Annotated in this window: 18 protein-coding genes; 1 reads left to right on the forward strand and 17 read right to left on the reverse strand. The window is 41.7% G+C overall.

What is annotated here, in order from left to right:
- Positions 1-69: 69 nt before the first annotated feature.
- From RHS_RS01480 to RHS_RS01510, 7 genes are all read right to left on the reverse strand, one after another.
- Complete coding sequence (locus RHS_RS01480) at positions 70-870, reverse strand: RnfABCDGE type electron transport complex subunit B (protein ID WP_044297019.1); 801 nt, start codon at positions 868-870, stop codon at positions 70-72.
- Between the two features lie 15 nt (positions 871-885).
- A complete protein-coding gene (gene rsxA / locus RHS_RS01485; RefSeq protein WP_027294667.1) occupies positions 886-1461 on the reverse strand; it encodes an electron transport complex subunit RsxA in 576 nt (191 codons plus the stop codon).
- Complete coding sequence (rsxE, locus tag RHS_RS01490; RefSeq protein ID WP_027294668.1) at positions 1461-2141, reverse strand: electron transport complex subunit RsxE; 681 nt, start codon at positions 2139-2141, stop codon at positions 1461-1463. Before rsxE ends, rsxA begins: the two co-directional genes overlap by 1 nt.
- Positions 2134-2757: an RnfABCDGE type electron transport complex subunit G gene (locus RHS_RS01495; protein ID WP_047832164.1), complete on the reverse strand. Its 624-nt coding sequence runs from the start codon at positions 2755-2757 to the stop codon at positions 2134-2136. Before RHS_RS01495 ends, rsxE begins: the two co-directional genes overlap by 8 nt.
- Positions 2754-3686, reverse strand: a complete 933-nt coding sequence (locus RHS_RS01500; protein WP_027294670.1) for an RnfABCDGE type electron transport complex subunit D — start codon at positions 3684-3686, stop codon at positions 2754-2756. The genes RHS_RS01495 and RHS_RS01500 overlap by 4 nt, the downstream gene beginning before the upstream one ends.
- Before the next feature lie 18 nt (positions 3687-3704).
- Positions 3705-5024, reverse strand: coding sequence for an electron transport complex subunit RsxC (gene rsxC / locus RHS_RS01505; RefSeq protein ID WP_047832165.1), 1320 nt, complete (start codon positions 5022-5024; stop codon positions 3705-3707).
- A 209-nt stretch (positions 5025-5233) separates the two neighbouring features.
- Positions 5234-6175 carry a hypothetical protein gene (locus tag RHS_RS01510; RefSeq protein WP_047832166.1) on the reverse strand — a complete coding sequence of 314 codons (942 nt, stop codon included), beginning with the start codon at positions 6173-6175 and terminating at the stop codon, positions 5234-5236.
- 105 nt (positions 6176-6280) lie between these two features.
- Here RHS_RS01510 and RHS_RS01515 point away from each other — a divergent pair, with 105 nt between their 5' ends.
- The gene (locus RHS_RS01515; protein ID WP_047832167.1) at positions 6281-7348 is read left to right on the forward strand and encodes a ribonuclease H-like domain-containing protein; all 1068 of its coding nucleotides are present in this window, start codon (positions 6281-6283) and stop codon (positions 7346-7348) included.
- 193 nt (positions 7349-7541) lie between these two features.
- On the opposite strand, the gene rpsA is transcribed toward RHS_RS01515, so the two are convergent.
- The 10 genes from rpsA to RHS_RS01565 all read right to left on the reverse strand — a co-directional run bounded on the left by rpsA (position 7542) and on the right by RHS_RS01565 (position 17885).
- The gene (gene rpsA, locus RHS_RS01520; protein WP_027294672.1) at positions 7542-8678 is read right to left on the reverse strand and encodes a 30S ribosomal protein S1; all 1137 of its coding nucleotides are present in this window, start codon (positions 8676-8678) and stop codon (positions 7542-7544) included.
- Positions 8659-9510, reverse strand: a complete 852-nt coding sequence (ispH, locus tag RHS_RS01525; protein WP_027294673.1) for a 4-hydroxy-3-methylbut-2-enyl diphosphate reductase — start codon at positions 9508-9510, stop codon at positions 8659-8661. Before ispH ends, rpsA begins: the two co-directional genes overlap by 20 nt.
- 3 nt (positions 9511-9513) lie before the next feature.
- Entirely contained in the window at positions 9514-10185 is a 672-nt protein-coding gene (cmk, locus tag RHS_RS01530) for a (d)CMP kinase (RefSeq protein WP_044297025.1), read from the reverse strand.
- Positions 10186-10284: 99 nt separating this feature from the next.
- Positions 10285-11514: an aminoacetone oxidase family FAD-binding enzyme gene (locus tag RHS_RS01535; protein WP_047832183.1), complete on the reverse strand. Its 1230-nt coding sequence runs from the start codon at positions 11512-11514 to the stop codon at positions 10285-10287.
- Positions 11515-11541: 27 nt separating this feature from the next.
- Positions 11542-12303: a MurR/RpiR family transcriptional regulator gene (locus RHS_RS01540; RefSeq protein ID WP_052377847.1), complete on the reverse strand. Its 762-nt coding sequence runs from the start codon at positions 12301-12303 to the stop codon at positions 11542-11544.
- A gap of 234 nt (positions 12304-12537) precedes the next feature.
- Positions 12538-13950 (reverse strand): oxaloacetate decarboxylase subunit alpha, encoded by a 1413-nt coding sequence (locus RHS_RS01545; protein ID WP_027294676.1) that lies wholly within the window; start codon positions 13948-13950, stop codon positions 12538-12540.
- A 103-nt stretch (positions 13951-14053) separates the two neighbouring features.
- Positions 14054-15202 (reverse strand): sodium ion-translocating decarboxylase subunit beta, encoded by a 1149-nt coding sequence (locus RHS_RS01550; RefSeq protein ID WP_027294677.1) that lies wholly within the window; start codon positions 15200-15202, stop codon positions 14054-14056.
- 71 nt (positions 15203-15273) lie between these two features.
- Positions 15274-15645 (reverse strand): biotin/lipoyl-containing protein, encoded by a 372-nt coding sequence (locus RHS_RS01555; RefSeq protein ID WP_027294678.1) that lies wholly within the window; start codon positions 15643-15645, stop codon positions 15274-15276.
- A gap of 18 nt (positions 15646-15663) precedes the next feature.
- Complete coding sequence (locus RHS_RS01560; RefSeq protein WP_052431029.1) at positions 15664-16434, reverse strand: OadG family transporter subunit; 771 nt, start codon at positions 16432-16434, stop codon at positions 15664-15666.
- 14 nt (positions 16435-16448) lie between these two features.
- Positions 16449-17885 carry an acyl-CoA carboxylase subunit beta gene (locus tag RHS_RS01565; protein WP_027294680.1) on the reverse strand — a complete coding sequence of 479 codons (1437 nt, stop codon included), beginning with the start codon at positions 17883-17885 and terminating at the stop codon, positions 16449-16451.
- Between the last annotated feature and the right edge of the window lie 94 nt (positions 17886-17979).

Genomic DNA, 17979 nt, shown 5'->3' on the forward strand with positions numbered 1-17979 from the left:
GCTTTTTATAAATCAAAAACCCCGCCTCAAACGGCGGGATTTTTGACCCTCACGGCAGTCTCCATGCCATTAAGCTGGTTTTCCTGTTATTATCTTAACCGGACATTTTTCAGCACAGATTCCGCAGCCGGTACATTTCTCATAATCAATATGGGCTACATTATCTGTTACGGAAATCGCTCCGGCAGGACATTCTTTTTCACACTTTTTACATCCGATACATCCTGCTTTACAGGACTGCATCGTAATCTTGCCTTTATCCCTGGAAGAACACTTTACAAGATGTTTTGCCTCGTAAGGAACCATTTCAATCAGATGTTTCGGACAGTGGGCAATACATTTGCCGCAGGCTTTACAGCTCTCTTTATCCACTACTGCAATCCCGTCAATGATATGAATGGCATCAAAAGGACAAACCTTAACGCAGGTTCCAAATCCCAGGCATCCGTGGTTACAGCTCTTTGGACCGCCGCCTGGTACAAATGCCAGCATTTCGCAGTCCTGTGCGCCGCTGTAATCATAATCATTAGAAACCTTTTCACAGGTTCCCGCGCATTTTACAAAAGCCGTCATACGTTTACTGTCACCGGCTGCTTTACCCATGATTTCACCGATTTTTGCTGCTACCGGCGCTCCGCCAACGGGACAAGCCCCTACTTCTGCTTCACCTAAAGCGATTGCTTTTGCCAAAGCATCACAGCCTGCGTATCCGCAGCCGCCACAGTTATTTCCCGGCAGTTCATCACGGATCATAAGTTCTCTTTCATCTACTTCTACATTAAATTTCTTGCCGGCAAATCCCAGGAAAAGTCCCAATAATAAACCGGTACCTCCTACAATCGCTGCCGCTAGTAATATTCCTGTTAACATACTTATCATCCCCCCTTATTTCAATCCTGCGAAACCAAAGAAGGCAATCGCCATCAGGCACGCTGTGAGCAATACAATCGGGGAACCCTGAAATGCAGGTGAAACGTCATTATGCTCTGTCTTTTCCCTAATACCGGCCATAAGCACGATCGCTACGAAGAATCCCACTGCCGTAGCAAATCCGTTTACAACACCTTCTAACAGGTTATATGATTTCTGTACATTCAGTAATGCTACACCAAGTACTGCACAGTTTGTTGTAATTAAAGGCAGGTAAACACCCAGTGCATTGTAGAGACCGGGGCTTGACTTTTTCAAAAACATTTCCACAAACTGTACCAGCGCAGCAATTACCAGAATGAATACGATGGTCTGCAAATACGTCAAATTCAGTGGCGTCAGTATAAACTGGTATACCAGTCCCGTTATAAAGGATGATATGGTGATAACAAATATAACCGCTGCACCCATCCCGGCTGCCGTCCCGATCTTTTTAGATACGCCCAGGAACGGACATAATCCCAGGAACTGGCTTAATACTACGTTATTGATAAAAGCGGAGCCTATGCCAATCATGATTAATTCTTTCATTATGCTTCTCCTCCTTTACAGCTGCTCCCGCAAGAATCACAGGAACCGGTACATCCGGAACCAATCTTTGTTGCTTTGCCCTTCTTTTCTGCATTGATTTTCACTTTGTTCTGTATTGCAGTCAGCATAGCCAGTACCAGGAATGCTCCAGGTGCCAGGATAAAGATCGTAACCGGCTCATAGGCGGACGGCATGATCTGAAATCCAAACAGCTGTCCTGCGCCGATTAATTCCCTTACAGCGCCAATACAGGTCAAACCTACGGTAAATCCAAGTCCCATACCGATTCCGTCGAATAAGGACGGCATAACCGGATTTTTAGAAGCATAAGACTCCGCACGACCAAGGATAATACAGTTTACAACGATAAGCGGAATATAGATTCCAAGGCTGTCATACAGGGATGGAATATACGCCTCCAGTAAAAACTGAACAATCGTTACAAAGGAAGCTACAATTACAATAAAAGCCGGCACACGCACACCACCCGGTATTACTTTACGGAGTGCTGAAATAATCAGATTTGACATTGCCAGAATAACCAACGTTGTCAGCCCCATACCTACGCCGTTAATGGCAGAAGTGGTTACCGCCAGCGTGGGACACATACCAAGCATCAGCACAAAGGTAGGATTTTCTTTAATCAAACCATTATAAAGACGTTCTGTCATTTTATTCATCTAAAAGACCTCCTTCACTTAAAGACTTGAAGAAAGCAAGACCGGCATTTACACCATTTGTCATAGCATTTGTTGTAATCGTTGCCCCGCTCAAGGCATCAATCTGGTCATCGGACTGAGCCCCTCCTTTTGTATAAGAAAACTTTTCCACATTCTTATCTTTAAACTGGGACTTAAAAGCATCTTCATCTGCTTTCATTCCAAGACCTGCTGTTTCATTGATGGTTAATATTTCTATACCGTTTAAGGTTCCGTCATTTCGGACTCCCATGGTAAATATAATATCACCGCCGTAACCTTCACCAGTTGTCACGTTCATAACAACACCCAGCGATTTGCCGGAAGCATCCAGAACTCGCAGCACTTCATTAATTTTTTCAGCTGAAAAACCATTTTCACTTAATACCGCTGCGGCAGAATCAAGAGAAGCTTTTTGATCTTCAATTGCTTCCAGTTTGTCCGCATCGGGGAATACCGCTTTGTAGGCTTCTGCTTTCGCAGTTTCCTGCTGCTGTTTAATCGGATTTTTTGTAATCTCATATACGCCGCCAAGCAATATACCTGCCACAAGTGTAATCGCCATGAGAATCAATGCATTTTTTATTATATTATTCAAAACTTTTCGCCTCCTTTTCCAAAAGGCTTCGGATAGGTTACTTTCTCAATCAGCGGTACTAACATGTTTGAGATAATAATTGCATAAGAAACACCTTCCGCAGAATTTCCAAACATACGGAACAGTCCGGTAAATATACCCAGGACAATACCAAAAATTAGCTGTCCATTCTTCGTGATCGGTGAAGTCACATAATCCGTTGCCATGAAAAATGCCCCCAGCATCAGACCACCGCCGCAAAGCTGCGCTGCCAGATAGCTTCCATCCAGACCATGTCCCCCAAAAATTACGATAAATAACGCAAAGGTGATAATATATGTTGCAGGGATACGAAGATTGATAATCCCCGTAGCAAGGAGAAAAATTGCTCCAATAAGGATAGCAATTACGGATGTCTCACCGATGGTTCCTGCAGTCGTTCCAAAAAACATATCCTTCAGGCTCACTGCCTCTCCTGCTTTCAATGCAGCCAGAGGTGTTGCTCCGGAAATACCGTCATATGTAAAGTCTGTCATTCTTCCGGTAAAAGAAATTAACAGGAAGCATCTTGCTCCTAAAGCCGGGTTCATAAAATTTTGTCCCAGGCCTCCAAATAATTGTTTTACAATCAAGACTGCGAATACACTTCCAATAATGGGCAGCCACCAGGGCACCGTCGCCGGCAGGTTCAATGCCAGTAAAAGACCTGTTACAGCAGCACTGTAATCGTTAATCGTGATTTTTTTATGCATCAGCCTTTCGTAGATATACTCAGTAGCTACACTGGATGCAACAGATATGATAATAATAATAAAAGCATTTAATCCAAAATTCCAAACGCCAAACGCACTTGCCGGAAGCAGTGCCGCCAGTACCATAAGCATAATCTGGCTGCTCTTATATGGCGAGCGGATATGAGGATTTGAGGATACTTTTAATAAATCGCTCATTTTTGTTCACTCTCCCTTCTACTTCTTTTTTCTATTTGCAAGAACAATTTTACGCATAGATTTAATATACTGGGTTAACGGGCGCTTTGCAGGACAAATAAAGCTGCAGCAGCCGCATTCGCAGCATTCCATACCTTCATATTTAACAAAGGACTCCTCGTCATGGCGCATGGAATAATCCGCCAGTTTGGACGGTATAATACGTCCCGGACAGACACTCACACAGCGGCCGCAGTTGATACATGCGGTAGGCTCATACTGGGAAACTTCATCCTTTGTCAGGCATAAAAGAGCAGAAGATGTCTTCGTTGTAGGAACATCCAGATTATATAACCCAAATCCCATCATCGGACCTCCGGATACAATTTTCTCCGGCTGTGTCTTAAATCCCCCTGCTTCTTCAATCAGTTCATGATAATTTGTTCCGGTACACACACTGAAGTTCTGGGGATTAGCAATTGCATCTCCCGTTACCGTAACAATACGGTGCATCAGCGGTCTTCCTTCATAAACAGCCCGGTAAACGGCAGTAACCGTATCACAGTTATTTACAATGCATCCAACGTCTGCCGGAAGCATAGATGAATTAATCGCTCTCCCTGTAGTTGCATATATAAGCTGACGCTCTGCACCCTGGGGATATTTTGTTTTCAATTCCATGACTTCAATATTGGAATCATCCTTTGCTGCTTCTTTTAAAATGGCAATTGCATCTTTCTTATTGTCTTCCACCGCAATAATACCTTTTGCTTTTGGGAATAGTCTAAGAATTGCCCGTACTCCGCCAACGATTTTTTCCGGGGATTCTAACATCCTCCTGTAATCGCTTGTCAGATATGGCTCGCATTCTGCACAGTTTGCAATAATGTAGTCAATCTTATCGGGTTCCTTCGGAGATAATTTTACATGAGTTGGAAAACCAGCTCCACCCATACCGACAATGCCGGCCTCCTTTACCATCTCCAGAATTTCAGGCCCTGTGAGGTCTTTCAATGGCTTTCTTTTTGGCCACTGCAGTTCTTCATACTTACCGTCATTTTCGATGACGATGGCATCTGCCATTACTCCTGTAACTGTCAGCCTTGGCTCAATTGTCTTAACCGTACCAGATACGGAAGCATGAATCGGAGCGGATACAAATCCACCGGCTTCAGCAATTTTCTGTCCGATTACTACATGGTCACCCTTTGCTACAATCGGTTTGGCTGGCGCACCGATATGCTGAGAAAGCGGATACACCAGATCGCCTTTTGGCAACACAGTCCGAATCGGTTTGTCTTTAGACAGGTCTTTTCCATCGTTTGGATGGATCCCGCCCTTAAACGTGAATCGTGCCATTTTTTTTACCTTCCTTCTTTTTAAATATATCATAAAGATTATCAGCAGTTACCCACGGATAATTTTATAGCGTAAATTATTTCATCCTCATTAAAAATCTAATTTTGATCTATCGTTTTTTGATCTATCGTTTTTTGATCTATCGTTTTTTTATCTATCGTTTTTTATCTATCGTTTTTTATCCATCGTTATTTTGATCTATCGTTTTTTTATCTATCATTCTTTTTTGATTTATCATTTACACATTTTTTTGCATTCCTTTTTTTACTTTTCTTTTTCATCCATCTCTTTGTTCCGGTTGCTTTACTCAGATTCGGATATGCGCGGAACAGACGCCTGTCATTCCAGTTAATACCGGAAGCCATTTTAACATACTGATCCCTGACTGCAGACAGTTTATTTTTGATTTCACCCAGACTCTCTTCTTTCCCTTCCAGATTCAGGAATTTTAAGATACCTGCCTGGTACTGATCCATTTTTTCTTTCACATTTTGTTTGTTAAAGGACTGACGATAAGGTTCAAGCCGTTCTACCAGCTCTCCCGCCGAACTATAGATCCTGGTATTCTGAACATACTCTACCAATTCTCCCATAGCCCGTTCCAATCCACCAAGCTTCTGTCCCAGTTTCATAGCAGTAAGTGTAGAAAATGAAAAATCAACCACATACAAAACAGTAATAATGATAATCATGGCATGCCCCGTTGGTACAGAAAAGAGATTCACTACCCATTCTGCAAAAGGCTGGAACACTTTAAACATGATAACGGTAAAAAATCCCCAGGCAATAGAACTGCCCAGACATATTCTGCCTTGAAAATTATATGGTTTGCTGCTGTAGTCCCACCAGCTTGTATGAAAAAGAGTTTCCATCAGCAGCGCGGTAACATATTCCAAAACCGTAGCGACAAGAACTCCGCCCAGATACAGGATGATGAGTCTGTCTTCAAGAGGCCTTAGAATCAGGTAGACACCCACAGCCCCCACTCCGTAAATCGTACACAGTGGTCCGGTAACGAATCCTCTGTTAATGATCTTTTTCTCCTTTACAGAGACATAACAGCTCTCCCAGAGCCATCCCAAAAAACTATATAAGTACAGCCAACTCAATATATGATACAAGTCGACACCCAAAATCTGAAAATCCCACATATTACCTGATCTCCTCTTTCCTGCAATAAATCACCTATGACAATTGCTTGAAATGTGATATAATTCTGCTGAACAGTTACTTATGAAAAATTTGGAGGCGATCCTATGATTACTAAAACAACTGATATATCTATTCCTAACGTTCATCTGATAGCCAGACATTACAATCCTGCAGATGTACTGTTTTTTGATATCGAAACCACCGGCTTTTCACCTCGCAGCTCCAGCCTGTACCTCATTGGAGTAATGTATTATGAACATGATTCCTGGAAACTTCGTCAATGGCTGGCTGAAACAGAGTCAGACGAACCGCTGCTGCTCCACAGCTTCATCCAGTTTGCCGCCAACTATGTATACCTGATCCATTTTAATGGGGATCGCTTTGACCTTCCTTATGTGAAAGCAAAATGTGAAACCCATAACCAGACCTTTCTACCAGAACAGCTTAACAGCATTGACATATATCTGAAAGTAAAACCACTGAAGAAATACTTAAAGCTTACTCATTTAAACCAGCGATCGTTAGAGGAATATTTGGAAACAGACCGCACAGACACAGCCAATGGCGGGGAACTGATTCCAATTTGCCGGGAATACCAGAAAAACCATGATCCGCGGCTTTGTGAACAACTGCTCTGGCATAATCACGATGATTTAAGGGGATTAGCCGGATTATTCCCACTGTTATCCTATCTGGACCTTATAAATGGGAGATTTGCGATTACCCACACCGAAATATCAGAAGAATCTGATCATGCCTTTTCCCTTTTGATTACAGCTTCTCTTCCCTGTAATCTGCCAAAACCCATCTCCTGCAAACTGGATTTCGGGTATATGACAGCCCATGACAAAACCTGTAAAATCCAAATACCGGGATTCACTGGTACCTTAAAGTATTTTTTCCGTGATTATAAAAATTACTACTATTTACCGGCTGAAGATACCGCCATGCACAAAAGTGTGGCATCTTTCATAGATAAAGCCTACCGGGTTCCCGCAAAAGCTGCTACCTGCTTTCAAAAAAAATCCGGCAGCTTTCTTCCGCAGGCCGCGGAACTTTATGTCCCTGCCTTTAAAGAAAATTATTCTGACCCTGTCACGTACTTTGAATGTACTCCGGAGTTCCTGGAAAACACGGAAAATCTCCTGACTTATATTCAAAATTTGTTTTAAACTCCAGAGACAGTATAGCACATATTTCAGAAAAAAAACAGAAAAAAAGCCCAATTTCGGAAAGTTGTTTATTTAACGAGCTAGTTGTATAATTAACAGGCTAGTTGTTTATTTAACAATTTTCGATGTGGGCCTCTGTCCTCTAAATCCAACAAAAACGGCATTTCCAGATAACTGGAAATGCCTGTATCAATTATTCTGTAATTGACTCTTCAACCATATCCTCTGCAGCATCTTCTGCTACATCTTCATACATTTCCTGGGATACCGCATCTTCTGCATTTTCCAAAGCTTTCATGCTCAGGCTGATTTTCTTATCATCTTCATTGAAATCCACTACCTTTGCTGTAATTTCCTGTCCAACGGATAATACATCAGATGGTTTCTCTACGTGGTCATGAGAGATCTGAGATACATGAAGTAAAGCATCAACTCCTGGCTCTAATTCTACAAATGCACCAAAGTCAGTCATTCTTGCAACTTTTCCATCCACTACATTTCCTACTGCATACTTTTCAGCTGCTGTAAGCCATGGATTCTGGTTTTCAAATTTTAAGCTTAATGCGATCTTTGTTCCGCTGATTTCTTTTATCAATACGGAAATTGTTTCACCAACTTTGAATACTTTCTTTGGATTCTCTACTCTGCCCCAGGACATTTCGGAAATATGAAGTAAACCGTCAGCTCCGCCAAGATCAATAAATGCTCCAAAGTCTGTAACATTCTTAATAACGCCTTCTACAACGTCACCTTCATGGATTCTTTCAAAGAGTTCTTTTTGCATTACTTCTTTTTTAGCAACTAATAACTGCTTACGGTCACCAATGATTCTTCTTCTGCGTGGATTAAATTCGCTGATTACGAATTCAATTTCCTGTCCTTCATATTTACCCAGATTTTTCTCATAGGTATCAGAAACCAGGCTTGCAGGAATGAATACTCTGGACTCATCTACTACAACGCTTAATCCGCCGCCAAGTACCTGAGCTACCTGTGCTTTTAATACTTCATGGTTATTGAAAGCTTCTTCCAGTTTCTTGTTGCCTTTTTCTGCTGCTAATCTCTTATAAGTAAGTAATACCTGACCTTCGCCATCATTCACTTTTAATACTTTTGCTTCCATTTTGTCATTGACATTAACAAGTGTACGAAGGTCTACGTTCGGTTCGTTTGTATATTCACTTCTTGTGATGATACCGTCAGCTTTATAGCCTATATTTAAGATGATCTCATCTTCTTTGACGTCGATGATTGTACCTTCGACTACCTCTCCATTATGAATTGTTTTAAATGATTCTTCCAGCATTTGTTCAAAACTCATTTCTGACATTCTTTTGAACCTCCTCAATAATATTATTTGGGGTCGATGCCCCTGCGGTAATACCTACGCAACCCATGGATGGTAAAGAATGTACATCCAAATCAACGAGTGTCTGTATATAGTAAGTATTTTCACATTCATTTTTGCATATTTCAAATAGCTTCTGCGTATTGGAACTATGCCTGCCCCCGATGACAATCATGCCATCTACGCGCTTTGCAATCGCCCTCGCTTCGGTCTGCCTCTCTTCAGTCGCGTTGCAAATCGTATTTAAAACAATTATATCATAACCCTTTTTAGAAAGAATTTCAACTAATTTATTAAATTTATTGTAATTAAATGTCGTTTGGGACACAATGCAGAGCCTTTTTCCACTTTCCTGTACGAAATTCTCCGCTTCAGCAGCCGATTCTATCACCGTAACAGGTCCCGAACACCAACCTTTGATTCCTTCTACTTCCGGATGCTGATCATTTCCGATTATGATTATTTCTGATCCACTGGCGCTTTCCTTTTTTACAATATTGTGTATTTTTAAAACAAAAGGACAGGTTGCGTCAACCAGATGAAGCCCTTTTGATTCTATTATATCGTAAATTTCTTTTGCTACGCCATGAGAACGGATTACAACCGTGCCTTCCTTAAGCGCTTTTAATTCAGAGACAGAGTTAATCACGGAAACACCTTTACGCTCCAGATCTTTTACTACTTCTTCGTTATGAATAATCGGCCCATAAGTGCAGATAGGTTCTGTTCCTTTTTCTACCTGCTCATATACCTTATCAACAGCACGTTTTACTCCAAAGCAAAATCCAGCCGTCTTTGCCACAATTACTTCCATGTCCTACCTGCCTTTTCTTTCTTCATAGAGGGACAATATACACTCAACCACCTGGTCTATTCCCATGTTGGAGGAGTCTACAAGAACTGCATCTTCTGCCTGTTTCAAAGGCGCAATATCACGGTTCATGTCACGCTGGTCGCGTTCGATGATATCCCGTTCGATTTCTTCCAATTGACAGTTCTCCCCCTTTTCCTGCAATTCCAGATAACGCCGCTCTGCCCTGGTAGCTGAACTAGCCGTCAGGTAAATCTTAAGCTGGGCATTTGGAAGTACATTTGTCCCTATATCCCTGCCATCCATCAGAACATCCGAATTCCGGGCAAGATTTCTCTGAAGATCTAACAGCTTTTCCCTGACCGGCTGATTAGCGGATGCGGCTGAAGCCATATTCCCCACTTCTTCGGTCCTGATTAATCCCGTCACATTCTCTCCATTCAGGATGACCTGCTGTTCTCCATTTTCATAGGAAATCGTAATTTCTATATTCTCACAGGCTTTCTTCAGCGCCTCCTGGTCTGAAGGAGACACCTTACTGCGAATCAGATAAAGTGCAATCGCCCGATACATCGCTCCGGTATCCACATAAATAAAAGAAAGCTCTTTTGCCACTCTTTTTGCTATAGTACTTTTTCCTGCTCCTGCAGGTCCGTCAATTGCAATATTAAAACTCATTGAAAACCTCCATTATTTATTTAATTGCGGCATCTGCCGCATTTGTCACATCATTTCCTCCCTAAAATGCCGGGCAGTCCATAAATTTTGAACCCTCAGCTATTCAATAGCCTGTCCTGCAGCATAGGCGGTTGACCAGGCAATCTGCAGGTTAAATCCACCTGTCACTGCATCCAGATCCAAAACCTCCCCTGCAAAATACAGGCAGGATACCAGTTTTGACTCCATTGTAGACGGATTGACCTCTTTCACCGCCACACCGCCTCTGGTAATAATGGCTTCATTATAATCCCGCAGTCCCGTTACCGTAAGGGGCAGATGCTTAATCAGAGATACTAAATTCTGCCGTTCTTCCCTGGAAATTTCATTCACTTTCTTTTCCGGAGAAATTTCCGACAGATCTATCATAACAGGAATAAGCTTAGCCGGAAACAGGGTGTTTATGACATTTTTAAATTGCCTGTTCTTTCCCTCTTCAAATTCACGGAGTATACGATGATCCAGCTGCTCTTCGGAAAGTGCCGGTTTCAGATCTATATAAAGCTGCAGATCCTTTCCGCGATATTTTTTCGTCACCGTAGTACTGGCCGTAAGAATTAATGGTCCGGTGATGCCAAAATGAGTGAACATCATTTCTCCAAAATCCTCATACAGGCATTTTTTTCCATCACACAGGGTAATTCTTACATTACGCAGGGAAAGTCCCTGTAAGCGCTTCACAAATTCTTCTTTGGTATTCATAGGAACAAGGGAAGGAAGCAAATCTGTTACTTTATGTCCCGCATCTTTTGCAAAGCGGTATCCATCCCCGGTAGATCCTGTACTTTGATAAGAAAAACCTCCTGTAGTAACTATCACAGCATCTCCGTACAGCTTAGTTTTATCTTCCAGAATAATTCCTTTACATGACTCTTCTTCAATAATAATTCCTTTTACCGTTGTATTAAAATACGTCTTTACTCCAAGAGATTTCATTTTCCTGGTCAGGGCGGCAATCACATCAGAGGAATGATCTGAAACCGGAAATACCCGGCTGCCTCTCTCAATTTTCGTTTTCATGCCAGCTTCTTCAAAGAAATCAATTACGTCCTGATTGGTATATCCATAAAAAGCACTGTATAAAAACTTCTTATTTGTGCAGACACTATCAAATAATTCTTCCATATCGCAGGCATTGGTCAGATTACATCTTCCCTTACCGGTGATAAACAGCTTCTTGCCAAGCTTTTCGTTTTTTTCAAACACATGTACTTCATGGCCATTCGAAGCTGCTGCACATGCTGCAAACATTCCGGCTGCTCCACCGCCAATAATTAAAACCTTGCTCATTTTTATATCCACACCTGTTCTTCCTTCTTAATTTTCATCGGTTCTGCCGGGAAATTTCACTTCTATATGATTATCAATATAATTAATCTCATCATTGTTATATACCTGATACTCCTCCCAGACCTGTTCCAGCGTTTTTAAGGACTCTGCCATCTCAGCCTGGCGTCTCATGCAAAGAGACACTACAAGGGCGTTAATGAGGCTCATAGGCGCTGTCAGAGAGTCTGCAATCGAAGCCATGTCGCTTTTAGCCGTCAAATTACAGGTCGCATACAGTTTCATGGGCGAATAGATGCTGTCCGTAATGGATATCACTTTCGCACTCCGGTTGTTCGCCAGCTCCATCGCCTTTAAGGTACGCATGGAATAGCGTGGAAAACTGATACCGATAATCACATCCTCGGCACCAATCCGAAACAGCTGTTCAAACAACTCACTGGCACTGTTGGTACTGATTACCTTTACATTTTTAAACATCAGATTTAAATAAAATCCCAGGAAATTAGCCAGTGGTTCACAGCTTCTGACACCAATCACATATATATCCCTGGCATTTAAAATCATTTCCACTGCCACTTCGAAAGAAGTCTCATCAGCTTCATCAAGTGTCATTTGAAGATTTCGAATATCAGACTTCAGAATCGTCTTCAGAATATCTTCCTGAGGCATATCACTGAATACCGCATCCATTTTCATAGCCCGGTGCACACGGTTGGGACCATTGGGGTTTATATTTATCTTTTTTCCTTTTCGGTTTCTCTGACTTAACAATTCATTGGTCGTTGGCATAACATTTATATTCCTTCGTATTCTCTATAATTTTCATTCTAATTCCCCTGAATAGCGCAAGCAGGCTTGTACTATTCCTTAATTAGTAATTTGAAAGCGATTTTCTTTCAAATATTAATATTAACATGAAACCAGGGAAATTTCAATTTTTATCTGGTTTTTTCAGCATTGTGTAAAAACAAGCAAAAAGAGGTCTGAGGAATTTTAATTCCCCAAACCTCTTATTATAAATTTCTAAACCGGATAAGCCCCATTCTTCGTATCAGCCGTTTTCGGATCTACTTTCGTTTTCTGAGCTTCTCTGTATTTAAAGAAATCGGTAGCAACCTGTGGGAACAGTGCGTAGGTCAGGACATCTTCATCCTGTTCTTTCCACTGTGACATTTCAGCTTCGATTGTCTTTAATTCTGGTTTCAGCAAGTCAGCCGGACGGCAGGTAATCGGTGTCTTGTCACCAATACATTTCTTCTGGATTTCCTTGTTGAATGGTTTAACAGTTGCGCCGTATTCTCCGGACAGAACTGCCTTTGTTTCTTTGGTAACCATTTTGTAACGCTCTCCCATGATTACGTTAAATACAGCCTGTGTACCAACGATCTGTGAAGAAGGTGTTACAAGCGGCGGCTCACCAAGATCTTTACGCACTCTTGGAACTTCTGCAAGCACATCGTAATATTTGTCTTCTGCGTGCTGTTCTTTCAGCTGAGAAGTCAGGTTAGAAAGCATACCGCCAGGTACCTGATATAACAATGTCTTAATATCAACACCAAGGTTTTTCGGATTTAATAAACCGGAACTTAAAGCTTCATCTCTGATTGGTCTGAAGTAATCAGCGATTTCTGCTAATAATTTCTGATCGAATCCAGTATCATACTGTGTTCCTTTGAAAGTCTCAACCATAACTTCTGTTGCCGGCTGGGATGTTCCAAGAGCGAATGGTGACATTGCCGTATCAATTACGTCAACTCCAGCTTCTACTGCTTTTAAGTAAGTCATAGAAGCAACACCTGATGTATAATGGGTATGCAGCTGAATCGGTATTTTAACTGCTTTTTTCAGTTTGCCGATCAGTTCTGTAGCTTCATAAGGAAGTAAAAGGCCTGCCATATCCTTCAGACAGATTGAGTTTGCACCCATTTCTTCTACATTTTTAGCCATTTTGATCCAGTAATCATGTGTGTATGCATCTCCCAAAGTGTAAGAGAGCGCTACCTGTGCATGGCCTTTTTCCTTATTTGCAGCATCAACAGCTGCTTTTAGGTTACGTAAATCATTCATACAGTCAAATATACGAATAATATCAATACCATTTGAAAGGGATTTCTGAACAAAATATTCTACCACATCATCTGCGTATGGACGGTATCCAAGGATATTCTGTCCACGGAATAACATCTGTAACTTTGTATTTTTAAATCCGTCACGGAATTTACGAAGTCTTTCCCATGGATCTTCTTTCAAGAAACGAAGAGATGCATCAAAGGTTGCTCCACCCCAGCACTCTACGGAATGATATCCCACTTTATCCAGTTTCTCTACGATTGGCAGCATCTGTTCTGTTGTCATTCTGGTTGCAATCAGGGACTGATGTGCATCACGCAGTATTGTCTCGGTAATTTTAATTGGTTTTTTTACTACTTCTGACATTTTCTGACCTCCTTATATTTTGTCACTAGAGCGTGCTTAGGCGCTCAGACGGATTGTCATAATCCGTCCGGTTTCTACTTTATAACCTGTCTCTTATTTCAGGCTAAATCCCAAATATAGCCATGAAGGTACCGGCGGCAACTGCCGTACCGATAACGCCCGCTACGTTTGGTCCCATCGCATGCATCAGAAGGAAGTTTGTAGGATCTGCTTCCGCACCTACCTTCTGTGATACACGAGCCGCCATAGGAACTGCAGATACTCCTGCTGAACCGATTAACGGATTAATCTTGCCATGTGTCAGTTTACACATCAGCTTGCCAAGCAGAACACCGCCGGCAGTACCGAATGCGAAGGCTACAAGACCTAAAACAACGATTTTAATAGTATTCAGATTCAGGAATGCTTCTGCACTGGTAGATGCACCTACAGAGGTTCCAAGTAAAATAACTACGATGTACATAAGCGCATTTGATGCAGTTTCCGTGAGCTGTTTTACAACACCTGATTCTCTGAATAAGTTACCAAGCATTAACATACCAACAAGTGGCGCGGTTGTAGGCAGGATTAAGCATACAACGATACTGATAATGATGGGGAATAAGATTTTCTCTAATTTGGAAACAGGTCTTAACTGCTCCATTTTGATCTTTCTTTCTTTTTCTGTTGTTAACAGCTTCATAATCGGCGGCTGAATAATCGGTACGAGAGACATATATGAATATGCCGCCACCGCAATTGGCCCCATTAGGGTTGCCTGCCCCAGTTTACCGGCAAGGAAGATTGAGGTAGGACCATCAGCACCACCAATGATGGAGATTGCTGCTGCCGCTTTTCCATTAAATCCTAAGAGGATTGCCAGGAAATATGCAACATAAATACCAAGCTGAGCTGCAGCGCCAAGCAGGAAGCTTCGCGGATTCGCAATCAGCGGACCGAAGTCAGTCATAGCACCAACACCCATAAAAATAAGTGATGGTAAAATACTCCACTCATCCAGAATATAGAAGTAGTGAAGAAGTCCACCTACTCCATTGGCAGAATCTTCCGGTCTCATCATGATATCCGGATAGATATTTACCAAAAGCATACCAAACGCAATCGGTACCAGCAACAGAGGCTCAAACCCATGTTTAATAGCCAGGTACAAGAATATACATGCAACTGCAATCATAACATAGTTACCTACTGTCAGATTAAAGAACGCTGTCTGGTGAAGTAAGTTCGACAAAGTATCAAGAATATAAGACATGTTTTTACCTCCCATTTTAGTATTTCAGCAGATTTTTCTACTGGTGGGAATTTACATTATTTATGCAAATTCTAATTCATAGATGCTAAAGCATCTCCGTTTTCAACGGTATCACCAACAGCTACATCAATACTTGCAATGGTTCCATCCTGAGGTGCAACAACTGGAATTTCCATTTTCATTGCTTCCAGGATCATGATATTATCACCGGTTTTCACAGCCTGTCCAACACTGGCTTCAATCTTACATACTTTTCCAGGTACGGATGCAGCTACTTTTACAGCTCCTGCGGATCCACCTGCCGGTGCTGCAGCCTTTGGAGCTGCTTTTGGTGCTGCCTTCGGTGCTGCTTTTGGAGCTGCAGCCTGTGCTGCACCTGTGGTACCCTCTTCAACAGTTACATCATATGCTGTTCCGTTAACGGTAATTGTATAATTTTTCATTACGATTTCCTCCTATACTTAAGCGTTCTGCCATTTTCTTTTATTTGCTTTTCTGATTGAACGAACTACAAAACTATCTGTAGATGTATTTTCACTTGCTGCAATTGCAGCTGCTATTACTGCAACTAATTCACCATCATCTGCTAATTCCTCTTCCTGGACCGGAGCCACTGGAACCGGAATTGCTTTTGCTGCAACATCTAATTCTTTTTCATTCTTTTTGCCACGGTTTTCCAGTTTGCCAAAATGCTTGAACTGAGAAATTAAAAAGCTTAAGAAAATCAGCATTACAAATACAATTACAAGTCCCATAAGGGTATTTAATGCCGCTTTTTCCATCTTTGCAGCCATGGATGAATCCGCGCCTGTATCAAAAGTCATGCTTGACGGCGCAAGATCTTCCCGTCCTATTGTCAGTACAACTGCACCATCCGCTTTTTCGAAGGTTACGTTGGTTGTAACTACAATATTATCCTCGGATACTTCGATATCATGTCCGGTAGTCGCTTTAAATGCTCCAAGCTCATCTCTGACATCCTGCCACGCCTGAACAGCTTCAACAAAAAATTTGTTTGGTGCTGTTAATATGGAAGACGGTTTCATAATTTCATCCATCTGCTCATCTGTCATGGAAGTAATCTGCTCTACTGTCTGCTGCGCAAAACTTTCAATAGTCGCACGGTCTGAATCAGAAACAGCCGCTTCTTCTGCATAAACACACATTGGCATTGCAAGGGTGATTACCGCCATGCACATTGCCAATAAGATTCCTTTAAGTTTTCGTTTCATATCATTCACCCCGCTTAAACCGTGCCATGTTTTTTGTTCGGACGATCTTCTCTTTTTGTGAATAACATTTCAAAAGCTCCGATAACATATTTTCTGGTATCTTCTGCTTCAATCAACGTATCAACATACCCTCTTCTAGCTGCTGACATAGCGCTTGACTGTAAAGCTGCATATTCTGCTGCCTTTTCACTGATTGTCGCCGCATCAGCATCCGCATACATAATCCTGGCAGCCGATTTTGCATCCATCATACCGATCTGGGCATCTGTCCATGCAAATGTCATGTCTGCACCGATTGATTTACTGTTCATTGCTACATAAGCTGTTCCGTAAGCTGCACCGATAATAACGTTAACTTTAGGAACAGTAGCGTTTGCAAACGCATAAGTAAGTTGTGCAACAGCTTTTGCGATACATCTTTCAGAATGAGTATCTGCTTTAAATCCTTTGACATTTGTCAAGGATAATACCGGAATATTAAAAGCATCACAGAACTGAATAAATTCAGCTGCTTTTTTTGCACCTCTGTTAGTTAATACTGCTTCATATGTTTCTGCAACGTTGCCTTCTTCATCACAAACTTCTGTACGGTTGGCAACTGCACCTACGGTAATTCCGTTTAATTTAATAAAACCGGTTACCATTTCTTTTGCATAAGCTGCTTTCGTTTCAAAGAAAAGATTGTCATCAGAAATATCAGATAAAAGAATGGATGTGTCACCTGCTGCATTTGCAAGATCTTTACATACGCGGTTCAAATCATCTGTACACTCTTCATAAGACATATCGTCTTCGTTGTTAGCCGGGAGCATACATACAAGAGATCTGATCTGGGACAGTACATCAGCTTCGCTGCCTGTATAGTCTACCGTTCCTGCTTCTTCACTCTGGAATTTTGCGGAAGCTGTATCACATTTAGATACATCATTTCCATCCAGTGCATTTGGAGAATTCACAAATAATTTTGCTTTCTTTTCTTCCATAAATGTAAAGTCGGTAAGTTCGGAAGCGATTGCAAGTCCTCCGCCGCAATTACCAAATACGGCTGTGATCTGGGGAATTATACCGCTTGCCACTGACTGCTTCATGTAGATTTCACCAAATCCGTTTAAAGCATCGGTTGCTTCCTGAAGTCTCATACCTGCGCAGTCAACTAAACCGATCACTGGTGCACCCATTTTAAGCGCCAGATCATAAAGACCAGCAATTTTCTTTGCATGCATTTCTCCAATGGTACCTCCAAGTACGGATGCATCCTGGCTATATACATATACCAGGTTGCCGTCGATCACACCATAACCGGTAATGACGCCGTCTGCAGGGGTTTCCTTTTGCTGCATGTTGAAATCAGTATTTCTGGCAGTTACATATCCGCCGATTTCAACAAAACTGTTCTCATCAAGTAAAGAAGCGATTCTAGTACTTGCCAAGCTTTGTGCTGTATTACTCATTTTTCAGCCCTCCATTTTCTATATTATTAAAGTAAAACCAAATTTCTGCCAATTATATTTTATCTTGTTTACATAAAAAACGCAAGTGTTTTGT

The organism is Robinsoniella sp. RHS, assembly GCF_001029355.1.
In the GTDB taxonomy this organism is placed as follows: domain Bacteria; phylum Bacillota; class Clostridia; order Lachnospirales; family Lachnospiraceae; genus Robinsoniella; species Robinsoniella peoriensis.

Coding starts and splice junctions, on each gene's coding strand:
- RHS_RS01540 (WP_052377847.1), bottom strand. CDS start 12,303: ATGCCAACGACCAATGAATTGTTAAGTCAGAGAAACCGAAAAGGAAAA.
- rsxA (WP_027294667.1), bottom strand. CDS start 1,461: ATGAAAGAATTAATCATGATTGGCATAGGCTCCGCTTTTATCAATAAC.
- RHS_RS01555 (WP_027294678.1), bottom strand. CDS start 15,645: ATGAAAAATTATACAATTACCGTTAACGGAACAGCATATGATGTAACT.
- rpsA (WP_027294672.1), bottom strand. CDS start 8,678: ATGTCAGAAATGAGTTTTGAACAAATGCTGGAAGAATCATTTAAAACA.
- RHS_RS01480 (WP_044297019.1), bottom strand. CDS start 870: ATGTTAACAGGAATATTACTAGCGGCAGCGATTGTAGGAGGTACCGGT.
- RHS_RS01550 (WP_027294677.1), bottom strand. CDS start 15,202: ATGTCTTATATTCTTGATACTTTGTCGAACTTACTTCACCAGACAGCG.
- rsxE (WP_027294668.1), bottom strand. CDS start 2,141: ATGAATAAAATGACAGAACGTCTTTATAATGGTTTGATTAAAGAAAAT.
- RHS_RS01560 (WP_052431029.1), bottom strand. CDS start 16,434: ATGAAACGAAAACTTAAAGGAATCTTATTGGCAATGTGCATGGCGGTA.
- cmk (WP_044297025.1), bottom strand. CDS start 10,185: ATGAGTTTTAATATTGCAATTGACGGACCTGCAGGAGCAGGAAAAAGT.
- RHS_RS01500 (WP_027294670.1), bottom strand. CDS start 3,686: ATGAGCGATTTATTAAAAGTATCCTCAAATCCTCATATCCGCTCGCCA.
- RHS_RS01565 (WP_027294680.1), bottom strand. CDS start 17,885: ATGAGTAATACAGCACAAAGCTTGGCAAGTACTAGAATCGCTTCTTTA.
- RHS_RS01535 (WP_047832183.1), bottom strand. CDS start 11,514: ATGAGCAAGGTTTTAATTATTGGCGGTGGAGCAGCCGGAATGTTTGCA.
- RHS_RS01515 (WP_047832167.1), top strand. CDS start 6,281: ATGATTACTAAAACAACTGATATATCTATTCCTAACGTTCATCTGATA.
- RHS_RS01510 (WP_047832166.1), bottom strand. CDS start 6,175: ATGTGGGATTTTCAGATTTTGGGTGTCGACTTGTATCATATATTGAGT.
- RHS_RS01545 (WP_027294676.1), bottom strand. CDS start 13,950: ATGTCAGAAGTAGTAAAAAAACCAATTAAAATTACCGAGACAATACTG.
- rsxC (WP_047832165.1), bottom strand. CDS start 5,024: ATGGCACGATTCACGTTTAAGGGCGGGATCCATCCAAACGATGGAAAA.
- ispH (WP_027294673.1), bottom strand. CDS start 9,510: ATGGAAGTAATTGTGGCAAAGACGGCTGGATTTTGCTTTGGAGTAAAA.